Source organism: Pantoea sp. USMM079, assembly GCF_037153115.1.
Classification (GTDB): domain Bacteria; phylum Pseudomonadota; class Gammaproteobacteria; order Enterobacterales; family Enterobacteriaceae; genus Pantoea; species Pantoea communis.
In genome coordinates this window covers 1-20,632 of record NZ_JBBCKX010000040.1, presented here as the reverse complement: position 1 = coordinate 20,632, position 20,632 = coordinate 1, and the positions used below count along the sequence as shown (strand labels likewise).

Genomic DNA, 20,632 nt, shown 5'->3' with positions numbered 1-20,632 from the left:
CTTGGCGGACTGAGTCCGGTGGCGTACCGGACCCACAATCACAATGAGCTGACTTAAGAGTCCAGGTTAAGGGGTTCAGTTCATCCCCCGCCGTTCCGTCAGGCAGACGAATGACGTGAGGGCACCGCGTAGCGGCGCGTGGACGCCAGTCCCAAAGCGGCCCCAGCCTGCGTGATCACGCGTGACTAAACACCGGTGCCGCAGGTAAATTAACCGTGATGTCGAACGCGGGTGAAAATAGTGATAGCCGCCAGCAGCATCAGCACGCCGCTGGCGAGGAACACACCGCCCGCGCCGTTGAGATCAAACATCCAGCCACCGGCCGCAGCACCTGCGGTGATCGCCAGCTGAATAGTCGCCACCAGCAAACCACCGCCAGATTCGGCATCATCCGGCACCGCACGCGAGATCCAGGTTGACCAACCGGTTGGCATCGAACCAAACGCCAGGCCCCACATCGCCACGCCGGCACCGACCAGCCACGGCAGATTGCCAAAACTCACCAGCACCACCGCCGTCACACTCATTACCAGCGCCATGCCGGTCAGCGTCAGCGACACGCTGCGCGTTACCAGATAACCCGCCAGTGAGGTGCCGAAGAAGTTCGCCACGCCAAACGCCAGCAGCACCAGCGATAGCTGATTGATATTGAGCTGCGCGCTGCTTTCCAGGAACGGACGCAGATAGGTAAAGAAGGCAAAGTGACCGGTGAACATCATGATCACTGCCAGCATGCCCCAGCGCATCAGGCTGTTACGCAGCAGATCCAGCACGCCGCCGCTGCGCGCTTTATTCTCTGGCGGCATCGCAGGCAGTGTGAAGAACTGCCAGAACAACGCCAGCACGCCCAATGCACCGGTCAGCAGGAAGATATTACGCCAGCCAATAATGCCGCCGAGATAACTGCCCAACGGTGCGGCAATGATGGTCGCCAGCGAAATGCCGCTAAACACTATCGACAGCGCCTTTGGCACCTGATCGCTGGGTACCAGCCGCATGGTAATCGCAGTGGAAAGCGTCCAGAAGCCGCCAATCGCCATGCCGAGCAGCACACGCGCCAGCAGAATCATTGGCAGATTTTCTGCAAAGGCCACCAGCAGCGCCGAGGCAATCAGCAGCAGCGTAAAGGCCAGCATCACGACGCGACGATCGAGACGACGCGTAAGGTTGCCGACCACCAGACTGGTGAGCAATGCCACCAGCGCAGTCACGGTCACCGTTTGGCCCGCTTGCCCTTCGCTCACCTGCAGCGAGTCGGCAATCGGTGTCAGCAAGCTCACCGGCAGAAATTCGGCAGTAATCAGGCCGAACACGCCAAATGCCATGGCAAACACCGCGCCCCATGCGGGTTTATCCACCGCTATACTTGTTTCGACTACTTCAGTATCCAGACTCATTTGCGATCCCCATCACAAAAATTCAGGTTGTAAGCATAGTGAGATGACGCAAGACGATCTATGATACAAAAACTTTGTTTTTTGATAATTCGTCTGGATTCGTATGAGCCGCTATGAAGATCTGACCAGTGAACTGCTAATGGGCATGCGCCTGTACGGCGTGAAATATCAGCGTATCGCCTTACATAACCCTTTTGGTTTGCAATACGATGACGCGCCGGGCAAAGCACAATTGCACTTTGTTGGACGTGGATCGTTAATGATCCGCTCAGCGTCTGGCGTGATCTATCCGTTGCAGGCAGGCGATGCGATGCTGATCCCGCACGGCAAAGCGCACGCGTTGATCTCCAGCGAAGACGCCATTTGTGAACCGATTGGCACCTTCAACAGCAAACCGATCTGTGGCAGCGTCTGTGACATCGCTGACAGCAGCGAAGGTTGCCCGGACGACAGCGATGTGATTCTGTTTAGCGCCTGCATGGCGTTTGAACTCGGCGGTATGCAGCCGCTGGTACACACCATGCCGGATGTCATGCTGGTGAGTACCTTGCTGGCGCAGTACCCGGAAATCCAGCCGATTCTCGATGCGATGGAGCGTGAAACCCGCGAGCGTAAAGCCGGTTTCGCCGGGATTCTGTCCCGACTGGCGGATGTGGTGGCGGCACAGATTGTGCGCGGCTGGGTGGAAAACGGCTGCGGCAAAGGCAGTGGATTAGTGCAGGCACTGCGCGATCCGCGTCTTAGCCTGGCGATGGCAGCCATGCATCGTGAGCCGGGCGAAAACTGGACGGTGGAGCGGCTGGCACGCGAATCGGGCAGTTCACGCTCAGTGTTTGCCGCTCGTTTTCAAACGGCTACCGGCATGACGCCGCTGCGCTACCTCACTGAACTGCGCATGCGGCTGGCGGTGGAACGTATCGTCAATGAGGGCGAAGCGGTGGAAAGCGTCGCCTTCCACCTCGGATACGGCTCGCTGGCGGCGTTTAGCCGGGCGTTTAAACGCATCGTCGGCTCACCACCCGGCGCATTAAGGGCAGCGCGCGAGACGCTTTAACGCAACACGCCGATCGCTTCCACCAGGCGATTCTCCTGACGCTTCGGTGCATTTCGCGCCGCGTGCAAGATCCTTTAACGGAACACGCTGATCGCTTCCACCAGGCGATTCGCCTGACGCGTCATGCGCCCGGACGCTTCGGCGCTTTCCGCCACGCGAGCGGCATTCTGGTGCGTGATATCGTCGAGATCTTCCACTGCAGTACTCACTTCACTTAACGCGATGGACTGTTCCGCCGTGGCAGAACTGATCTGGGCAATCAATGCCGTGACATTTTGCACCTGGTCGACAATATCCTGCATGGTGCGCCCGGCCGCATCAGCGTGATTACTGCCCGACTGCACGCGACCCGCGCTGGTTTCCACCAACGTTTTGATTTCACTGGCGGCTTTGGCGCTACGCTGCGCCAGGCTGCGCACCTCGCCCGCGACCACCGCAAACCCTTTGCCCTGCTCACCGGCACGCGCCGCTTCCACCGCGGCGTTTAACGCCAGAATGTTGGTCTGGAAAGCGATGCCGTCAATCACGCTGGTAATATTGGCGATGCGTTTCGAGCTGTCGGCGATCTCCGCCATCATCCCCACCATCTCCTGCATCACTTCACCGCCTTTCAGCGCGGCGTGGCTGGTATTTTCTGACAGCTTGTTTACTTCATTAGCCGTATCGGTGTTGCTTTTCACCGTGGCGGTCATTTCATTCATGGTGGCGGCGGTCTGCTGCACGTTGGCCGCCGCCTGCTCAATGCGACGGCTCAATTCGTCGTTGCTGCGCGCTATCGCACCGCTGGCACTGAGTACATTGATCGCCTGGCCGCTCACATCATCCACCAGCCAGCGGAACATCAGGCCGAGCTGTCCGATGGCACGCAGCGTGATCCCGATTTCATCCACACGATCTAACTGATCCACCTTATGACTGGCGCCAGTGGCGACGCTTAAAGCCTGGCGGCAGATGCGCTCCATCGGACGGGAAATCTGCTGCTCCAGCCATAGGCTCGCCAGCAGCAACAAACCTGCCATGCCTGCGGCAAAGCCGCCCAGCGCCATCGGTGCCATCCCCAGCAGCCAGACGCCGATAACGGACAGCGGCAGCACGGTCAGCAAAGTAGAGCGAATACGCCAGCGCAGCGGCATAATTTTTAACAGTGATCCGAGACGACGCCAGCCGGTGCCGACCAGCAACCCTTTATGGAAACGGCGGCCTTTGGCCCGCCCTTCGCGGAAATCACGGTACAGCGCTTCGGTCTGACGGATCTCTTCGGCGGAAGGTTTGGTGCGTACCGACATGTAACCCTGCACCTTACCTTCGCGCACCACCGGAATCGCATTGGCTCGCACCCAATAGTGATCACCATTCTTACGACGATTTTTCACCAGCGCGGTCCAGGGTTCGCCCTGTTTCAGGGTGGCCCACATGTCGGCAAACGCTTCCGGCGGCATATCCGGGTGACGCACCATGTTATGCGGTTGCCCATTGACCTCCTCCGGCTCGAAACCGCTAACCTCAATAAAGGCGTCGTTGGCATAGGTTATGTGGCTGCTGAGATCGGTGGTCGACATCAGCGTGGCGTCATCATCAAAGATAAATTCACGCTGAGTGATAGGCTGGTTGTTCCGCATGTGTGTTGTCCTTGCAAAATGCAGGCTAAAGGAAAAAATCAATTACACTTTTTTACCTTTTCGGCAGCGCAGGGAGCGGTCTTTAGCGATGAGAATTAATTTTTATCCTGAATTAAAGCCACAGTGAACAATATCCCTGCTTTTTGTGGCAGAAATTCATCGATAAAATTTTATTTAGAGTATATGAAATCAAGGTTTTGCCGAGGCGCAAGATGAGAAAGGTGCACAGCAATATGCACCTCAGCCCATCCTGCAATTAATGGCGATCAGGCCGAATACCGTATCCGTTTAACAACGCCATATAACGCGACTTGTCCAAATACCGCAGCCCTTTAATGACGACATTAAAGGCAACGCTTGAAATGTCCTCATTTAAAACTGCCACCTTACGCCCACGTTATAGCGCCAACCTTTAGCCCCGTTGCCGCTGATCTCTTTGCGATAATCCGCCTCTGCATAGAGTGACACATCTTTCTGCAGCGTGGCGGTCCCGCCTGCACCCACTTCCCACATCTGACCAAAGTGGCCGCTGGTGAAAGTGGCGCTCAATGCAGGGTTCTCCACCGAAGAGACGTTGGTGTCCGCCGTGCCGCCCCAACCTTTGTAGTAATTGGCGCGCAGGTAAGGGGTGTACTGGCGGTTGCTGTCATCCGTCCAGGTGCGATCAAGTCGTGCGCCCAAACGTCCGATGGTCTGGTTGTAATCGCCGTAACGCACCTTGTTGCCGTCTTCATCGGTGAAATCGTTCATATTCAGCTTCATGTACATCAACTGCGCCTGCGGTTCCAGTTTGTAGCCATCGCCGAGAGCAAACGGATAACCGCTCTCGAGTGAGGCGGTCCAGCCATGACCTTTTAGCTTCGCCTCTTGTTTTTGCCGTGCGATATCGGTTTCACCACGATGCCAGTCGAATGACAGCACGCCATCCAGATAAAACCCGTTCTGACGCTGCCAGGTGCCGTAAAAGGCCAGGCTATCGCTATCGAAGGTGGTGCTGCTGTAACCGTCGGCGGCATCCGGACGGATGCGCGTGTTACCTCGGGTATAGGCTAAGCCACCGCGAAGGCTGTCTTTGTCACCGTCGAGGCGTAGCACGTTACCCCCCACCTGCACCGCGCTGTAATCCAGATCGAAGTCATAGCCGTAATCGCGGAAGCGCTGGTCACTTTTGTATTTCAGATTGGAACCGATGTAGCGCAGGAACATTTCGCCGCCATCGCCTTCCGGTCGTGTCTGCTCATGACGCAACTCACCAAGACGCTTATGCAAATCGTCGATAATCGCCGAGGTGTAATAAGCAAGGCCAACCGGGGCGGAGATATAGGAAGGCACCTGCGGCACCACAGCGGGACGCGCATCGTAGCTTTGCCCGCTGCCGAACGCATCGGTAATAAAGGTCGATGGGCAGCTGGCGCCAGCTTCACACACGTAATAATTCGCCAGCCGGTAATCCCAGTAATTGTTGCCACTGCCGCTGACCAAACGCTGGCTGGGATCGGTACTGCCCGGTGCGAAGGTGTAGAGCCGGTATTGCCAGGGCCCCGCGCCGAGATAGCCGTCTTTAAGGGCAAAACTCTCGGGACCAGCGTTACCCGCCACCTGTGCCAGCGAAATCCCCTCGTTGCCCTCAATGCCACCATTGCGATTAAGATCCGTTAACGCACCGGTGCTGCTGTCGGTCAGTTTTACGTTCACCAGCGTAGTGCCGGTGGCATTGCCGGTGACGTTGAGGTGGTCGGTGAACTGATTGCTCAGCGCCCCACCTTCGTTAAGGTCGGTGATCAGATTGAGCTGCCCGCCGCTGGACACCAGCGAACCAGCAATATTCAAGGTGTTGCCCGGCGAGCCCGCGCCGTTGGTCAGATCGAGAATACCGGCGTTGTTCACCGTGAGTGAATCCGCCGTGCCCCCCGCTAACGTCGGATGCACATTGTTGCCCGCATACAGCGTTGAATTCTCATCGATATTAATGGTGCTGTGCGCCAGTTTGAGGTTGTCAGTGAGCGTCCATTGGGTATCGGCAAAATTGATGGTGCTCCAACCGCTGCCGAGGTTTACCCCTTTATTGAGATCGTCAGCGCCCAGGCTGCCACCACGTGAATCGATCTGATTAAACGTCAGCGTGTTTCCGGTTCCGCTGCCGCTGGTGAGGTGGTAGGTGGTGCCGAGATCCACCTTACTGACCTCCGCATTATTGTTATTGTCATTGCCCATGGTCAGGCTGCCGTTAAGCGATCCGCCCGTCCAGCGGAACACATCGGCCCCGCCGCCGGGGTTGATATCGCCGCGCACCTCCCCTTCGGTCAGCAGGATTTCATCATTAGCATTGCTGCCTGCCACCGCCACGGTTTGTGGATTGACGGTGATGATGTTACCGAAGTTTTCGAAGAGGGTTTTACCGCCGCGCAAATCCACCACCGGCGCCGTCAGGCTGTTGGAGGTGAACGTCCCGGTGTTGACGATAGTGCCCGCCGTGCTGGAGATCAGGGCCGATCCGCCCGCCGGATTATCGATCGTGACATCTGCGGCGGTAGTGACATTGCCGGTGGTGTTGGCGCGGATGCCGCTGCCGCCCGCGCCGGTGACATTAAATTGATAGCCGGAGCCCAGTGTTAAATCGCCGCTGGTGGTCGATCCATCCGCATTGACGATGTTCAGGCCCGTACCGCTGCCGGTCACATTGGTGGTGACCGTTGAGGCCGGATCAAACGGCACCGCAGTGCGGATCCCGTTGCCATTCGCCACGTTGAGCGTCAGGTTGCTCAGGCTAACATTGCTGAGTTCTGCGCGGTTTTCGATGCCGTTGCCGCTGCCCAGTACGTTGACCGTGGCGTCGCTGGCACTAAGCGCGCTGGCACCGTTATCGACCAGGATGCCGTGAGCAGTGCCCTGTGTGGTGATCACCGTATCGCTGCCGGTTAACGCCAGCTGTGCGCCGTCACTGATGCGCACGCCTGCCACACCGTTATCGACATTGATCACGCCGCCTTTGGCCAGCGTGCTGCCGCTGCCAGACACATCCAACCCGGTGCCATTCGCCACATTGACCGTACCGTTATTGGTTAGCGTGCTGCCTGCGCGCGAGCGAATACCGATAGTGTTGCTGCCGGTAAGATCCACCGCACCGTTGTTCACCAGCGTGGCGCCGTTGGTGACATCAAAGCCGATGGCGTTGCTGCCTGCGCCGTTGAGATTGCCATTGCTGGTGACGGTGGTGGCTGCTGAGGTGCCATCCAGTGCGTTGCTCAGATCGGTACGCAGATTATTGACCAGCACACCGACTGCGTTGCTGCCACTGACATTAATGCTGCTGCCGCTATCAAGCGTGGTCGCGGCCCCGCCTTCAGTGCGGATCGCCGTGCTGCCCTGACCACTGGCGGTGAAACTGGCATTCGCCGTGTTCAGCGTGCTGCCACGGCCAGAAACAATCACGCCGGTGCTGTTGGCAGCACTGGCGGTGAGTGTCGCTGGGTTGCTGAAGCTCAGCCCAGCGCCATCATCAATACGGTATCCGGTGGAATTCAGCGTATTCACGTCCAGCGCGTTGGCGGCAGAGTTGATACGTGAACCACTGCCCGCCGCGTGATAAGCAATCTGATCGCTGCTGTTGAAGTTAGGCGTCGAGCCAGTCGCGATATTCACCAATGCGCCGTTGAGCGCTTCCGCGCCTATCGCACCTGTGCCGTTAAGATTCAAGCTGCCACTGTTGAGGTTAGCAATCGCCCGGCTACCGCTGGCGCTCACGCCCCGGCTGCGGCTGGTGGTGCTGCCGCCATTAACGTCGATGTTGCCGCTGTTGTTGGCCGTGGTATTGGCCGTGCTGCCGCTGCTGTTCACCGCAATGCCGGTACCGCCATCGTTGATGCTGATGTTACCGCTGTTAGTACCGGTCGCACCGCTCTCCACGCGAATGCCAGTGGCGTTAGCGCCGCTGAAAGCAATGTTGCCAGTGTTATTGAGCTGTGCGCGATTGCGCGCCAGATAGCCAATCAATCCACTTTGCGATGAATTCAGTGCCGCAGCAGAACTTAACGTCGTGCTGGTCACCGGCGCACCGCTATTACTGCCTGCCAGCGTATGCTTTTGCCCATCGACAATCGCGCCAATCGCGTTGTTGCCGGTGAGGTTGATGGTCGTGTCATTGTCGATGGTGCCCGTTGCCCCGCCTTCAATATTCACACCAGTGGCGCCTGCACCACTGACGTTGAGCGTGGCATTGCGGGTGTTCACTTCGGTACCACCGGTGCCGGTGCCGTTCACCGCCACAGAACCCGCGCCCGATGCGGTGAGTGACAGATCGGTGCCGTCAAAATCCGCGCCCTGCTCAACGCGGAACAGTGTCGAGTTGGTGGTGGTGACATTGAAGGGATTGTTGCCTGCTATGTTAATCCGCGCATTGGGGCCATAGGCGAAGAAAGCGATTTGATTACTGCCGTTACTGAACGTCGGTATAGCGTTAGCCGCTACTTCCACCGTGGCATTGCCGCGTGCGTGCACGCCAATCGCGCCCGTGCCGCTCAGATTCACCGGGCCGTTGACGTCTGCACTGGCCTGTCCGGTGCCCTGGCCCTCCACCCACACGCCAAAGTTGCGTGTACCGCTGGCGGGATCGGCCCCCCCGGCAACGTTAATGGTCCCCGTTGAACTTGCAGAAGCGTTATTGCCACCGGTCGCCAAGACTTTAACGCCTGTGCCATTGACGCCGTTAAGGTTAATGGTGCCACTGTTATCGATGGTGCCGCTGCTGTTGGTCACCGACATCCCGACGTTTTCACGCGGCACGGTCGCGGCAGCACCATTCACATCAATGGTGCCGTTATTGACCATCGTGACCCCGCTGGCACCGGTCGCTGACATGCCCGCCGCGTTCTGCACCTTTGAGCCAATCACGATGTTGCCGTTGTTGGTGGCAGAACCGTTTGCCACCAGCGCGATCCCGCTGGTCAGGCCGCTCTGATTCATGGCGGTATCCGCCACGTTGTCGGTCAGGCTGTTTTGAGGACCACGACCAATATAAATCTGCCCATCGACATTGTTGGTGAAGGTGGAGGTCGGCGATGTCAGCAGTACGCCCGATGCTGTACCGCGCGCGCTGGATCCGTTCACGCCGACGTTGATATTGCCGCTGTTGCGGGATGTGGCGTCATCCTCCAACCGAATACCGGCTACGCCATACTGCGAGTTACTACCGATCGTCGCCAGATTGACGATGCCGTTGTTGTTAAACGCACTGCCGCTCTGCACCAGCACCCCATTGGCACCGTAGCCGGTGGAGCCAATACCCGTGCCATCCTGGCGATTGAGGAACCCACCGTTGATCACGCCAGTCGTGCTGGTACTGCCGTTGCTGTTGCCAGAAAGCACCAGTGCCGTGCCATTATTGGCGAGGGTGCCGCGGCTGGCGAGCTTGCCATCAATCACCGCCTGCGCGCCGTTGGAGGCTTTAATCGCCCCGCCTGTCGAACCCACGACTTCCAGTGTGTTGCCCGCCGCGAGATTGACGCGAGCGTCTGGGCCATCGGCATTGACCACGATGCGGTTGCCAATCTGCAGCGTGACTTCATCCGGCGGTGTGGCGCTGACGTCGTACACAATATTGCCATTGGTGACGGTCACCGCTTTGTTGAACTCGGTCAGGTAGTTGGCTTTATCCAGATTGCCCGCCTGTAACTGACCAATCAGCCAGTTATTGTAAGTCTGCAATTCGCTGGCGCTGGTGACGGTGAAGGTGTGTGTGACGCCATCCAGCGTTTGCACATTCACGCCGCCGTTGTAGGTCGCCAGATTTTGCACCTGAAAGGATTGCGTGGCGCCGGCACCATCCGGTGTCGCGGCAGTGCCGAAGAAGCTGATGCGATTGTTGGAATTCCAGTTCAGCGTGCTGTTGCTGCCCACCTGGAACAATGTGGTCTGCTTCGCTGCCATGCTCCAGCTGTTGGTGCTGGCGCTGCTGGCGGCATTCGCTTGCCCAAGATTCACATCAAGCAAGCCACCGTTGGAAACATCCGCGATGCGCGTGTTGATGTATTGATCGCCATTAACGTTGACCACGTCCGGCACGGCGGTATCGGAAGTCACTGGCGTTTGTGCCACCAGGCTGGCGGAGTTGTAGACCTGGAAGGTGGTGTTACCGCCCGTGGTAGAATCGGGTACGGTGATGGCGAAGTTCTGCGGACCGGGATCAAGACGCGTCTGATTCAGAAACTGCGCACCCGATGTGATATTGACCTGACCGAGACTGGAGTTCACTGATCCATCCGTTCCCGGTGCAAAATCAGGATTGCCGTCCAGCGTTTCGTTACTGCCATTAACGTCAATACGCTGCTCGCCAAAGAGGTTGTCATTAATTTTCGGTGAATAGCTTCCCAGCGTAATGGCTTGCGCACTTATCGCCGGATAAAACAGCGCCTGCGCGGCTAATATTCCGAACGCAATCGGGTTTAATGTGAACTTCATACTTCCTCCAGTGGGCGTGCAGCGTCCACGCTGTTATTGCAACAGCGTTAAATTCATCGCGAGGGATACAACGGCAGGAATAACACCAACCCCGATGAGCAATTAATTTCTGAGAGCCACTGTGTGAAGAAAGTCTGGTACAGCGAATAAGCGGTTAAAACTGTTTTTATAGATTAATTGGCTTTAGGTATAGACTTTTCTGCCATCGGACGCAAAAGGTAAATGAAGGTAACCCGTTGTCATAATGGCGAAATATTTGTGAGGCGGGAGAAATTATTGGCAATAATTGAGTCCAGAAGTTTCCAATAATTAGCTTGCTATCTTACTAATAGTTTCTTTATTTTTTCTTAGCAGTTTACTTACGAATGGCACGGCATGTTCGGCGATATCAGCGCCAGGCTAAGCGATACGGCGAATTGCAAAAACGTGACATAAATCACATTTAAATTCATTCAATCTTTAAGGTTTTGCCGGCGTCTCCCCCGTAGCGGCACGCCATCTCAGGCTTCATTCCAGCTTCACCGTAGCGGCATGATGTCGTGTGCTGCTACGGTGAATAGCAATGGCATTAGCTGAGATCGACGCCTTTGGTTCCGCCCCACCAGGTAAAGGCAAATCCACCGACCCACGCCACGATTAATCCGGCGAGATACACCGCCATACCGGCAAAGATCCCCTGTGAAGAGGTCATCAGCGGCAACGTAACCAATCCGGAAGGCCCAAATACCGTATTCATCCCCACCGGCAGACCAAGCCAGGCTACCAGACCAATGAAGAATCCACCCAGCGCACCGCCACAACAGGCAGTAATAAATGGCTTCAGGCGCGGCAGCGTAACGCCATAAATCAATGGTTCGCCCACGCCCAACAGGCCCGGTACTATCGCGCCCTTGATTTGCGTACGCAGCAGCGAGTGCTTATCGGCCTTGCACCACAGCGCGAGAGAAGCCCCAACCTGACCTGCACCCGCCATCGCCAGAATCGGGAACAATGAGTTAAAGCCCTGGGTTTCCATCAGCGCAAAATAGACCGGAATGAAACCCTGATGAATACCGAACATCACCGCAATTAAAAACAGCCCGGCCAGAATTGCGCAGCCAAACGGATTGTTATTGAGATGAATAAACAACCATGACATGCCTTTAAATAACTCACCGCCAATCGGCATAATCACCATAAAGGTGATGGCGCCGGTAATTAATAACGTGAGTAACGATGTTAAAATCATGTCGAGATTATCGGGGATAATTTTACGCAGTTGTTTCTCAATCCACGCACCGAATATCGCCGCCAATAATACGCCGATAATATTGCCGCGCGGGTCTATCGCCATGCCAAAGAAATCTGACATACCGCTGTAATAGCCCACCGTGGCTTTTGGCATATAACCGAGCACAAACAGTGAAGCGATAATGGCACCGTTCACGCCGGTGCCACCAAAGGCTTTCTGCGCGTTATAACCAATCAGGATACTCAGGAAGGTGAACAGCCCCTTGCCGAACACTTTCATGTAGGCCACGGTATCAAGCAGCCACTGCGCATGTTCACCGGGCTGGTTGAGGTGGAAAATTTGTTCAATCAGCGTGGCAAATCCCAACAGCAAACCCGCACCAATAAAGCCGGGAATCAATGGCGTGAAGATGGTGGCGAAGCAGGAGAGAAAACGGTGCAGCGCGCTGGTTTGCTTCGCTTTCATCTGCTGCTTTTGGGCGGCAGCAATAGTGCTGAGATCCTGCGGTTTTTCCGTTTCATCGCTATCCAGTAATCCCTGCATTTTCTCAGCGGCGGTTTGCGCTTTGCCGGGCCCCAGTACGATTTGCAGCTGCGCATCACTGTCGATCACCCCCAATACGCCGGGCAGCGTTTTCAGTTGGGCATGATCGACTAATGTGGCATCCGCGAGCGTCAGGCGCAGACGCGTCATGCAATTGCCGCATTGCACAATGTTATGCGCGCCTCCCACCGCCTGCAGGATATAGCGCAGTAATCCTTCGGTGATGGCAGCCATTATTGCGCTCCTGCGTCACGCAACGCGTTACGGATAAAGCCGCTGTTTTGCTTCAGCAGCGCCTGGGCCTCGCTGGCATCCAATCCTGCCAGCACCATCACAATCGCCGTTTTGCAGTGACCGTGACACGCGTTCAGCGCCTGCTGCGCGGTGGCATCGTCGCAGTCAGTGGCCTGTTTGACGATGTTGATTTGGCGCTGCACCAGTTTCTGGTTAGTGGCTTCGACATCCACCATCAGGTTGCCGTACACCTTGCCACTGCGGATCATCGCGCCGGTGGTCAGCATATTGAGCACCAGCTTTTGTGCCGTACCGGCTTTCATACGCGAAGAACCGGTGACCACTTCTGGCCCCACTACCGGGGTGAGTACCACATCCGCAGCCTGTGACATCGGGCTGTTAGGATTGCAGGTTAACGCCGCGCTAAATGCGCCCTGCTGTTTCGCATAGGCTAACGCGCCCAATACATAGGGTGTACGGCCACTGGCGGCAATCCCCACCAGTACATCATTAGCGTTGAAATCGATGTCCTTTAAATCCTGTGCGCCCTGTTCGACGTTATCTTCCGCGTTCTCCACCGCCTGCAAAATCGCGGTGTGGCCGCCAGCAATTAAACCGACGACCTGCGAGCGCGGCGTGCCAAAAGTCGGTGGGCACTCGCTGGCATCGAGAATACCGAGGCGGCCCGACGTGCCCGCTCCGCAATAAATGAGGCGCCCGCCTTTACTGAAGGCTGCAGTAATCGCATCCACCACCTGCGCAATCTGCGGCACAATCGCTTCCACTGCCAGTGCCACTTTTTTGTCTTCATCATTAATGACGCGCAACATCGCTTCGGTGGGTAGCTCGTCAATGTTTTGGCTCGCTGGGTTACGCCCTTCGGTGATCATCTGGCTCAGGTCGATCTGCATCACGCACTCCTGTGAAAGAATAATTTATTCAAAAAACTATATACCATTTTGAATTGTTAATTCCTGCTCGGTTGTCATGTTTTTGTACTTTTTGCAGAGGCTGGCATAAAAAAACCCGCCGGATGGCGGGTAGATGTTTAGCTATGTTGATTACGCGTTCGCTAATTCTCTGCGCGCTAATTCCGCCAGAAAACCGCTGCGCGAACCATATTCGCGGTGGGATTCGACATAACTGTCAATTTTGCTGAGTAGATTTTGTGGCAAAGTGATATTGAGCTTTACCGCTTTACCTTCATAGCGACTCAGATCGATCTCCACAAATGCCCAGTAACCTCCCTGACAGGCTTCATCATGAATGTGAGTCTCAATATCTGCCGCTTTAGGGATGGCTTTGCTGGCATCCGCTAAAGATTCTACGTGTACATCAATCGCGTTAAATGCATCGCGCAGCGCATCATCTACGCTTTTGCCTGCAAAAAAACATCCCTCCACATCTGGCACAAAACCTGACCAGCTGTTGTCCTCTGTCTTATGCAGATAAACGGGGAATCTCATGTTTAGTCCTCACTAAAAAGAAATATTCAGTTAGGAATTCATTGCAATGTCTGCTGCAACTGACATTGCTAATTTTTTCCAAATCGGGGGCATTGCCCCCGTATACATTTAGTCCATTAACTTCATTAACTTACGTAATGTTCCAGTTGCCAGGTCTTTTTCAGGATGAGGAAGTGAGATGTGATACGGCTTATCTGCTCTCACAAACACATGGTGGCTGCCTTTTACTCGGTCTAAAACCCAACCGCGCTCCAGCAACATCCTGATCAGCTCCCTGCTGCTCAATCAAACCTCCGGTTATCTTAGCGCTAAGAATATACCCACCATAACCACAAAACAAATTGTTAGTGGTTATGGTGGGTATGAAATTAATCACAATTCCGGCGGCCAAACACCCAGGACACGTCTTGAATTGATATAAAAAAACCCGCCGGATGGCGGGTTTCGTTAACTACGCATCAAGGTGCATTACGCAGCTGAAGTCGTCATTTCGTTAAGGCTGATGGCCTTAACTGGCTTTCTGTGTGCGCAGTTCCAGCTCGTAGGCTTCGGCCTGCCTGGTGTCGAACTGGTTTTCCCAGCGCGCAATCACCAGCACCGCCAGCGCATTACCGATCACATTCAGCGCAGTACGCGCCATGTCCATGATGCGGTCCACACCGGCGATAAACGCCAGGCCTTCCAGTGGAATACCCACGCTGCCCAGCGTTGCCAGCAGCACTACGAAGGAGACGCCCGGCACGCCAGCAATCCCTTTCGAGGTCACCATCAGCGTCAGCACCAGAATGATTTCATCGGTTAGCGACAGGTCGATACCGTACAGCTGCGCGATAAAGATCGCCGCGATGCTCTGATACAGCGTTGAACCATCGAGGTTGAATGAGTAACCGGTCGGCACCACGAAGCTGGTGATGGCTTTCGGCGCACCGTAGGCTTCCATCTTCTGCATGATGCGTGGCAGCACGGTTTCTGAACTGGAAGTAGAATAGGCCAGAATCAGCTCATCTTTCAGGATGCGCATCAGCGTGGTAATACGCAGTTTGCACATGCGCGCGACCGTTCCCAGCACCACGAAGGCAAAGAACAGAATCGCCACGTACACCAGCAGCACCAGCTTGGCCAGCGGATAGAGCGAGGCAAAACCAAAGTTGGCGATAGTGACCGCAATCAGCGCAAACACACCGACTGGCGCATAGCGCATGATCATGTGCGTCACTTTAAACATGGTTTCAGACACTGAACGGAACACGGTCACCAGCGGATCACGATGTTCTGAAGGCAGCGCTGACAAGCCCATACCAAACAGCACCGAGAAGAAGATAATCGGCAGCATGTCGCCCTTCACCAGCGAGGCGAAAATGTTCTGCGGGATCAGCGACAGAATGGTGGTCACCAGGCCGTGAGGCGCCCCCTGTACCGCTTCCGTTGTGGCTTCGTATTTAGAGATGTCCACCGTTACCAGCGTAGACATATCAATGCCGCTACCTGGCTGGAATACGTTGGCCAGCGTAATGCCGACCACAATGGCAATGGTGGTGATCACTTCAAAATAGACGATGGTTTTGACACCAATACGCCCCAGTTTTTTCGCATCGCCAACGCCAGCAATGCCGACAATCAGGGAGGAAATCACAATCGGCACCACAATCATCTTGATCAGATGAATGAAGATGTCGCCTGCAGGGGTGAGAATGTTAGTGATTAACCATTCACGATCGTCTGGCTGATTATGCAGCACGGTTCCGACGATAACGCCGAGAATCAAGGCAATCAAAATTTGCCAGGCAAGGGTGAGCTTAAAACCTTTCATAACGCGTTACTTTCCTCAGTAAAAACCCCTTTGCTCCTCTGCGAAGCTGCAGAAGACATGACGCACAGGGAAGTGAGCAAAAGCCCGATAAAATAGAGGGTTATAGTGGACTGCATCAGACACTGCTGCGTAAGCATTTTGCGCCTGCGCGATGATGCAGCCTGAGTGGATACCTGCTGAACAGGGCCGAGATAAGTACCATTTTCACTGCGGTAATTGCAACCCCTGGGGGGTTAGCGTAAATCCTGCGCAACTGAGTAGCATAAAATGCTGACATTAACTTTTAGTCATAACTCGCTGTTATGAAAAGTGTTAATTCGATAATTTTCCGCATAGCTATTCAATTTCGGGCAAAAAACCGCCTGGCGCGTTTGCTGATTATTTAACCAGCGACAACGTCTGATTCCACGAAAAACCACAGACTGGGTCTCATTGGTTTCCGTGATGAACAGTATGAATTCGGGCGCTTTTCAGGCATACAAAAGGTCGTGATCCAGACTACAAAACAGAAACAAAGCCCAGTCACGCTCTTCAATTAACCTTTGATTGACATATGATTAACATCTTCAAGGAGGTCAGCCATGAGCCAAATACATAAGCATCCTGTACCCGCTGCCGTCGCAGCGAATGCCCTGATTAATGCCGACCAGTATGCGGCGCTGTATCAACAATCGGTTGACGATCCCGACGCCTTTTGGGGTGAGCAAGGTAAAATCCTCGACTGGATCAAGCCTTACAGCAAGGTGAAAAATACCTCTTTTGCACCGGGCAATATTTCTATTCGCTGGTATGAAGATGGCGCGCTGAATCTCGCCGCCAACTGCCTCGACCGCCACTTGCAGACGCGTGGCGATCACCCGGCGATTATCTGGGAAGGCGATGACGCCAGCGAAAGCAAAACCATTACTTTCCGTGAACTGCACGGTGACGTTTGCCGTTTTGCCAACGTGTTGCTGAGCCTCGGCGTGAAGAAAGGCGATGTCGTCGCCATCTATATGCCGATGGTACCGGAAGCGGCCGTGGCGATGCTGGCCTGTGCACGTATTGGCGCAGTGCACTCCGTCATTTTCGGCGGTTTCTCACCGGAGGCGGTGGCCGGTCGCGTAGTGGATTCCAACGCTAAACTGGTGATCACCGCAGATGAAGGCGTACGCGCCGGACGCAGCATCCCGCTAAAGAAAAACGTCGATGATGCACTGAACAACCCGAGCGTCACCAGCGTGAAAAACGTGGTGGTGTTCAAGCGCACCGGTAAAGATACTGGCTGGCGCGAAGGCCGCGATCTTTGGTGGCACGAGTTGGTGGCGAAGGCCAGCGATCAGCACGAACCGGTCGCGGTAGAAGCCGAGCATCCGCTGTTTATCCTTTATACCTCCGGTTCTACCGGCAAACCGAAAGGCGTGCTGCATACCACCGGGGGTTATCTGGTATATGCCGCCAGCACCTTCAAATATGTGTTTGATTACCATCCGGATGATGTCTACTGGTGCACCGCCGATGTGGGCTGGATCACCGGACACAGCTATCTGATTTACGGCCCACTGGCCTGCGGCGCCACTACCCTGATGTTCGAAGGTGTGCCGAACTGGCCGAAGCCGAGCCGTATGGCTGAAGTCGTCGATAAGCATAAGGTGACGCTGTTGTATACCGCGCCAACCGCCATCCGCGCCCTGATGGCCGAAGGCGACAAGGCCATTGAAGGTACCAGCCGCAGCAGCCTGCGCATCATGGGTTCCGTCGGCGAGCCGATCAACCCGGAAGCCTGGGAGTGGTATTACAAGAAGATTGGCGACAGCCGCTGTCCGATTGTGGATACCTGGTGGCAGACCGAAACCGGTGGCTTCATGATTACCCCGCTGCCAGGCGCGATTGAGCTAAAAGCCGGATCGGCCACCAAGCCGTTCTTTGGCGTGCAGCCCGCGCTGGTGGATAACGAAGGCAACGCGTTGGAAGGCGCAACCGAAGGCAACCTGGTGATCAACGATTCGTGGCCGGGACAGGCGCGTACGCTGTTTGGCGATCACGATCGCTTCGAACAAACCTACTTCTCCACCTTCAAAAACCGCTACTTCAGCGGAGACGGCGCACGCCGTGACGAAGATGGTTACTACTGGATCACCGGCCGCGTCGATGACGTGCTGAACGTCTCAGGCCATCGTCTCGGCACTGCAGAGATTGAATCGGCGCTGGTGTCACATCCGAAGATTGCGGAAGCGGCAGTTGTGGGTATTCCTCACAGCATTAAAGGCCAGGCGATCTATGCTTATATCACGCTGAACCACGGCGAAGAGCCCTCGCCAGAGCTGTATACCGAAGTGCGTAACTGGGTGCGTAAAGAGATCGGCCCGATTGCCACGCCGGATGTGCTGCACTGGACCGACTCACTGCCGAAAACCCGCTCCGGCAAGATTATGCGTCGTATTCTGCGCAAAATCGCGGCGGGCGATACCAGTAATCTCGGCGATACCTCAACCCTGGCCGATCCGGGCGTGGTAGAGAAATTGCTGGAGGAGAAGCAGTCCATCACCATGCCGTAACCGGCATCGACGCGACGGAGAGTGTCAGCCTGTTCACGGCAGGCTACTCTCCGTCATCCCTACCTTACGCCGTACGCTTTTCACCATCGCACAACCTATATAACTAGAATATTCAGCAGTTTAAATCATTTAACCGTGAGATATCTGCCTGCCTTTCCTCTGGAGAAACTGTGATGAACGAAGCCCTAAATCAACAGGAAGCAGTCTGGCAACAAATCGAGAGTAACCCGCGTTTTCAGGAACTGGTGCACAAGCGCCAAGCCTTTGCGCTGTTGCTCAGTATCATCATGCTGGTGTTGTACGTCGGCTTTATTTTGCTGATTGCCTTTGCCCCTGGCTGGCTCGGTACGCCGCTGCATGAAGGCACCAATGTCACACGCGGCATACCCATCGGCGTTGGCCTCATTGTGGTGTCGTTTCTGCTCACTGGCGTCTATGTCTGGCGCGCTAACGGCGAGTTTGATCGCCTGACTAAACAAATCCTGAGCGAGGTGAAATCATGAAGCGCCTGTTCTCAGCCTTGTTAGCGGTAGTGCCTGCCAGCGTGTTTGCCGCCGACGCCATTACCGGCGCAGTGCAAAAACAGGCCACAAACTACGAAGCCATCATCATGTTTGTGGTGTTTGTGGCGGCGACGCTCGGCATCACCTATTGGGCCTCCAAACGCACCCGTTCACGTAGCGATTACTACACGGCGGGCGGCAATATTACCGGCTTCCAGAACGGTCTGGCGATGGCGGGTGACTTTATGTCTGCGGCCTCGTTCCTCGGGATATCGGCGCTGGTTTACACCTCGGGCTACGATGGGTTGATCTACTCGCTCGGCTTCCTGGTGGGCTGGCCGATGATTCTGTTCCTCATTGCGGAGCGCTTACGTAACCTCGGGCGCTATACCTTTGCCGATGTGGCGTCATATCGCCTGCAGCAAAAACCGATTCGTACCCTGTCGGCCTGTGGCTCGCTGGTCGTCGTGGCGCTGTATTTGATAGCGCAAATGGTGGGTGCAGGCAAACTCATCCAGCTACTGTTTGGCCTCGATTATCATATCGCCGTGGTACTGGTGGGGATTTTGATGGTGATGTATGTGCTGTTTGGCGGCATGTTAGCCACGACGTGGGTACAGATTATCAAAGCCGTGCTGCTGCTGTTTGGGGCCAGCTTTATGGCGATTATGGTAATGAAAGCCACCGGCTTCAGCTTCAACACGCTGTTTACCGAAGCGATGGCGGTCCATCCGAAGGGTGCCGCGATCATGCAACCGGGCGGTCTGGTGAAAGATCCGATATCGGCACTGTCTCTTGGTCTTGGATTGATGTTCGGCACCGCTGGCTTACCGCATATTCTGATGCGCTTCTTTACCGTGGCGGATGCACGTGAAGCGCGTAAGAGCGTGTTCTGGGCCACCGGCTTTATGGGCTATTTCTACTTCCTCACCTTTATCATTGGTTTTGGCGCGATTCTGCTGGTCGGCGCAAATCCAGCCTTCAAAGATGCTTCTGGCGCGCTGATTGGTGGCACCAATATGGCGGCGGTGCATCTGGCGAATGCGGTGGGCGGCAGCCTGTTCCTTGGCTTTATCTCGGCGGTGGCTTTCGCCACGATCCTGGCCGTTGTTGCCGGGCTGACGCTGGCCGGTGCTTCTGCGGTTTCTCATGACCTGTATGCCAGCGTGATTCGCAAAGGTCAGGCGACTGAGCGTGATGAGCTGCGGGTGTCGAAAATTACCGTGCTGATTCTTGGCGTGGTGGCGATTGTGTTGGGTATCGCGTTTGAGAAACAGAACATCGCCTTTATGGTCGGACTGGCGTTCTCGATTGCGGCCAGCTGTAACTTCCCGATTATTTTGCTCTCAATGTACTGGTCGAAGCTGACCACGCGCGGCGCGATGATTGGCGGTTGGCTGGGATTGATTACGGCGGTTGTGTTGATGATCCTCGGGCCGACCATCTGGGTGCAGGTGCTGGGGCATGCCACCCCGTTCTATCCGTATGAGTATCCGGCGCTGTTCTCAATGGCGGCAGCGTTTATCGGTACCTGGCTGTTCTCGATTACCGATCACTCCAGACAGGGTGCTGAAGAGCGGGCTAAATTCCGTGGTCAGTTTATTCGTTCACAAACGGGCGTAGGCATTTCGCAGGGCAAAGCGCACTAAACAAAAAATGCCGCCCAAATGGGCGTAATGCCGATCAGTTAAGACAAAAATGATCGGTTGAACGATCCGGCAGTTCTGCAAGAATCCGTAATCTCTCAGGGATTACGGATTTTTTTATGCTTCTCAGTCAGGC

12 protein-coding genes are annotated in these 20,632 nt (G+C 55.5%); 4 read left to right on the top strand and 8 right to left on the bottom strand.

The window, feature by feature from the left end; translation table 11 throughout:
• Nucleotides 1-209: 209 nt before the first annotated feature.
• Nucleotides 210-1,397: an MFS transporter gene (locus tag WFP70_RS25955; protein ID WP_337024861.1), complete on the bottom strand. Its 1,188-nt coding sequence runs from the start codon at nucleotides 1,395-1,397 to the stop codon at nucleotides 210-212.
• Between the two features lie 103 nt (nucleotides 1,398-1,500).
• On the opposite strand from WFP70_RS25955, the gene WFP70_RS25950 reads away from it, so the two are divergent.
• Entirely contained in the window at nucleotides 1,501-2,451 is a 951-nt protein-coding gene (locus tag WFP70_RS25950; RefSeq protein ID WP_097118970.1) for an AraC family transcriptional regulator, read from the top strand.
• Between the two features lie 74 nt (nucleotides 2,452-2,525).
• Here WFP70_RS25950 and WFP70_RS25945 read toward each other — a convergent pair whose 3' ends face one another.
• The 7 genes from WFP70_RS25945 to gltP form a co-directional block, all read right to left on the bottom strand.
• Nucleotides 2,526-4,070, bottom strand: coding sequence for a methyl-accepting chemotaxis protein (locus WFP70_RS25945; protein WP_337024860.1), 1,545 nt, complete (start codon nucleotides 4,068-4,070; stop codon nucleotides 2,526-2,528).
• A gap of 372 nt (nucleotides 4,071-4,442) precedes the next feature.
• On the bottom strand, nucleotides 4,443-10,526 hold the full coding sequence (locus WFP70_RS25940; RefSeq protein ID WP_337024859.1) for an autotransporter outer membrane beta-barrel domain-containing protein: 6,084 nt from the start codon (nucleotides 10,524-10,526) through the stop codon (nucleotides 4,443-4,445).
• Nucleotides 10,527-11,094: 568 nt separating this feature from the next.
• Complete coding sequence (gene murP, locus WFP70_RS25935; protein WP_337024858.1) at nucleotides 11,095-12,534, bottom strand: PTS N-acetylmuramic acid transporter subunit IIBC; 1,440 nt, start codon at nucleotides 12,532-12,534, stop codon at nucleotides 11,095-11,097.
• Nucleotides 12,534-13,445: an N-acetylmuramic acid 6-phosphate etherase gene (gene murQ, locus WFP70_RS25930; RefSeq protein ID WP_337024857.1), complete on the bottom strand. Its 912-nt coding sequence runs from the start codon at nucleotides 13,443-13,445 to the stop codon at nucleotides 12,534-12,536. Before murQ ends, murP begins: the two co-directional genes overlap by 1 nt.
• A 150-nt stretch (nucleotides 13,446-13,595) precedes the next feature.
• A complete protein-coding gene (locus WFP70_RS25925) occupies nucleotides 13,596-14,000 on the bottom strand; it encodes a type II toxin-antitoxin system HicB family antitoxin (RefSeq protein ID WP_166933893.1) in 405 nt (134 codons plus the stop codon).
• Nucleotides 14,001-14,108: 108 nt separating this feature from the next.
• Complete coding sequence (locus WFP70_RS25920; RefSeq protein ID WP_097118966.1) at nucleotides 14,109-14,285, bottom strand: type II toxin-antitoxin system HicA family toxin; 177 nt, start codon at nucleotides 14,283-14,285, stop codon at nucleotides 14,109-14,111.
• Nucleotides 14,286-14,508: 223 nt separating this feature from the next.
• The gene (gene gltP / locus WFP70_RS25915; protein WP_058960091.1) at nucleotides 14,509-15,810 is read right to left on the bottom strand and encodes a glutamate/aspartate:proton symporter GltP; all 1,302 of its coding nucleotides are present in this window, start codon (nucleotides 15,808-15,810) and stop codon (nucleotides 14,509-14,511) included.
• 581 nt (nucleotides 15,811-16,391) lie between these two features.
• Between gltP and acs the strand changes: the two genes are divergently transcribed.
• From acs to WFP70_RS25900, 3 genes are all read left to right on the top strand, one after another.
• Nucleotides 16,392-18,347 carry an acetate--CoA ligase gene (acs, locus tag WFP70_RS25910; protein ID WP_097118965.1) on the top strand — a complete coding sequence of 652 codons (1,956 nt, stop codon included), beginning with the start codon at nucleotides 16,392-16,394 and terminating at the stop codon, nucleotides 18,345-18,347.
• Nucleotides 18,348-18,520: 173 nt separating this feature from the next.
• Complete coding sequence (locus WFP70_RS25905; protein ID WP_045815804.1) at nucleotides 18,521-18,850, top strand: DUF485 domain-containing protein; 330 nt, start codon at nucleotides 18,521-18,523, stop codon at nucleotides 18,848-18,850.
• The gene (locus WFP70_RS25900; RefSeq protein WP_337024856.1) at nucleotides 18,847-20,499 is read left to right on the top strand and encodes a cation acetate symporter; all 1,653 of its coding nucleotides are present in this window, start codon (nucleotides 18,847-18,849) and stop codon (nucleotides 20,497-20,499) included. Before WFP70_RS25905 ends, WFP70_RS25900 begins: the two co-directional genes overlap by 4 nt.
• Nucleotides 20,500-20,632: the final 133 nt, after the last annotated feature.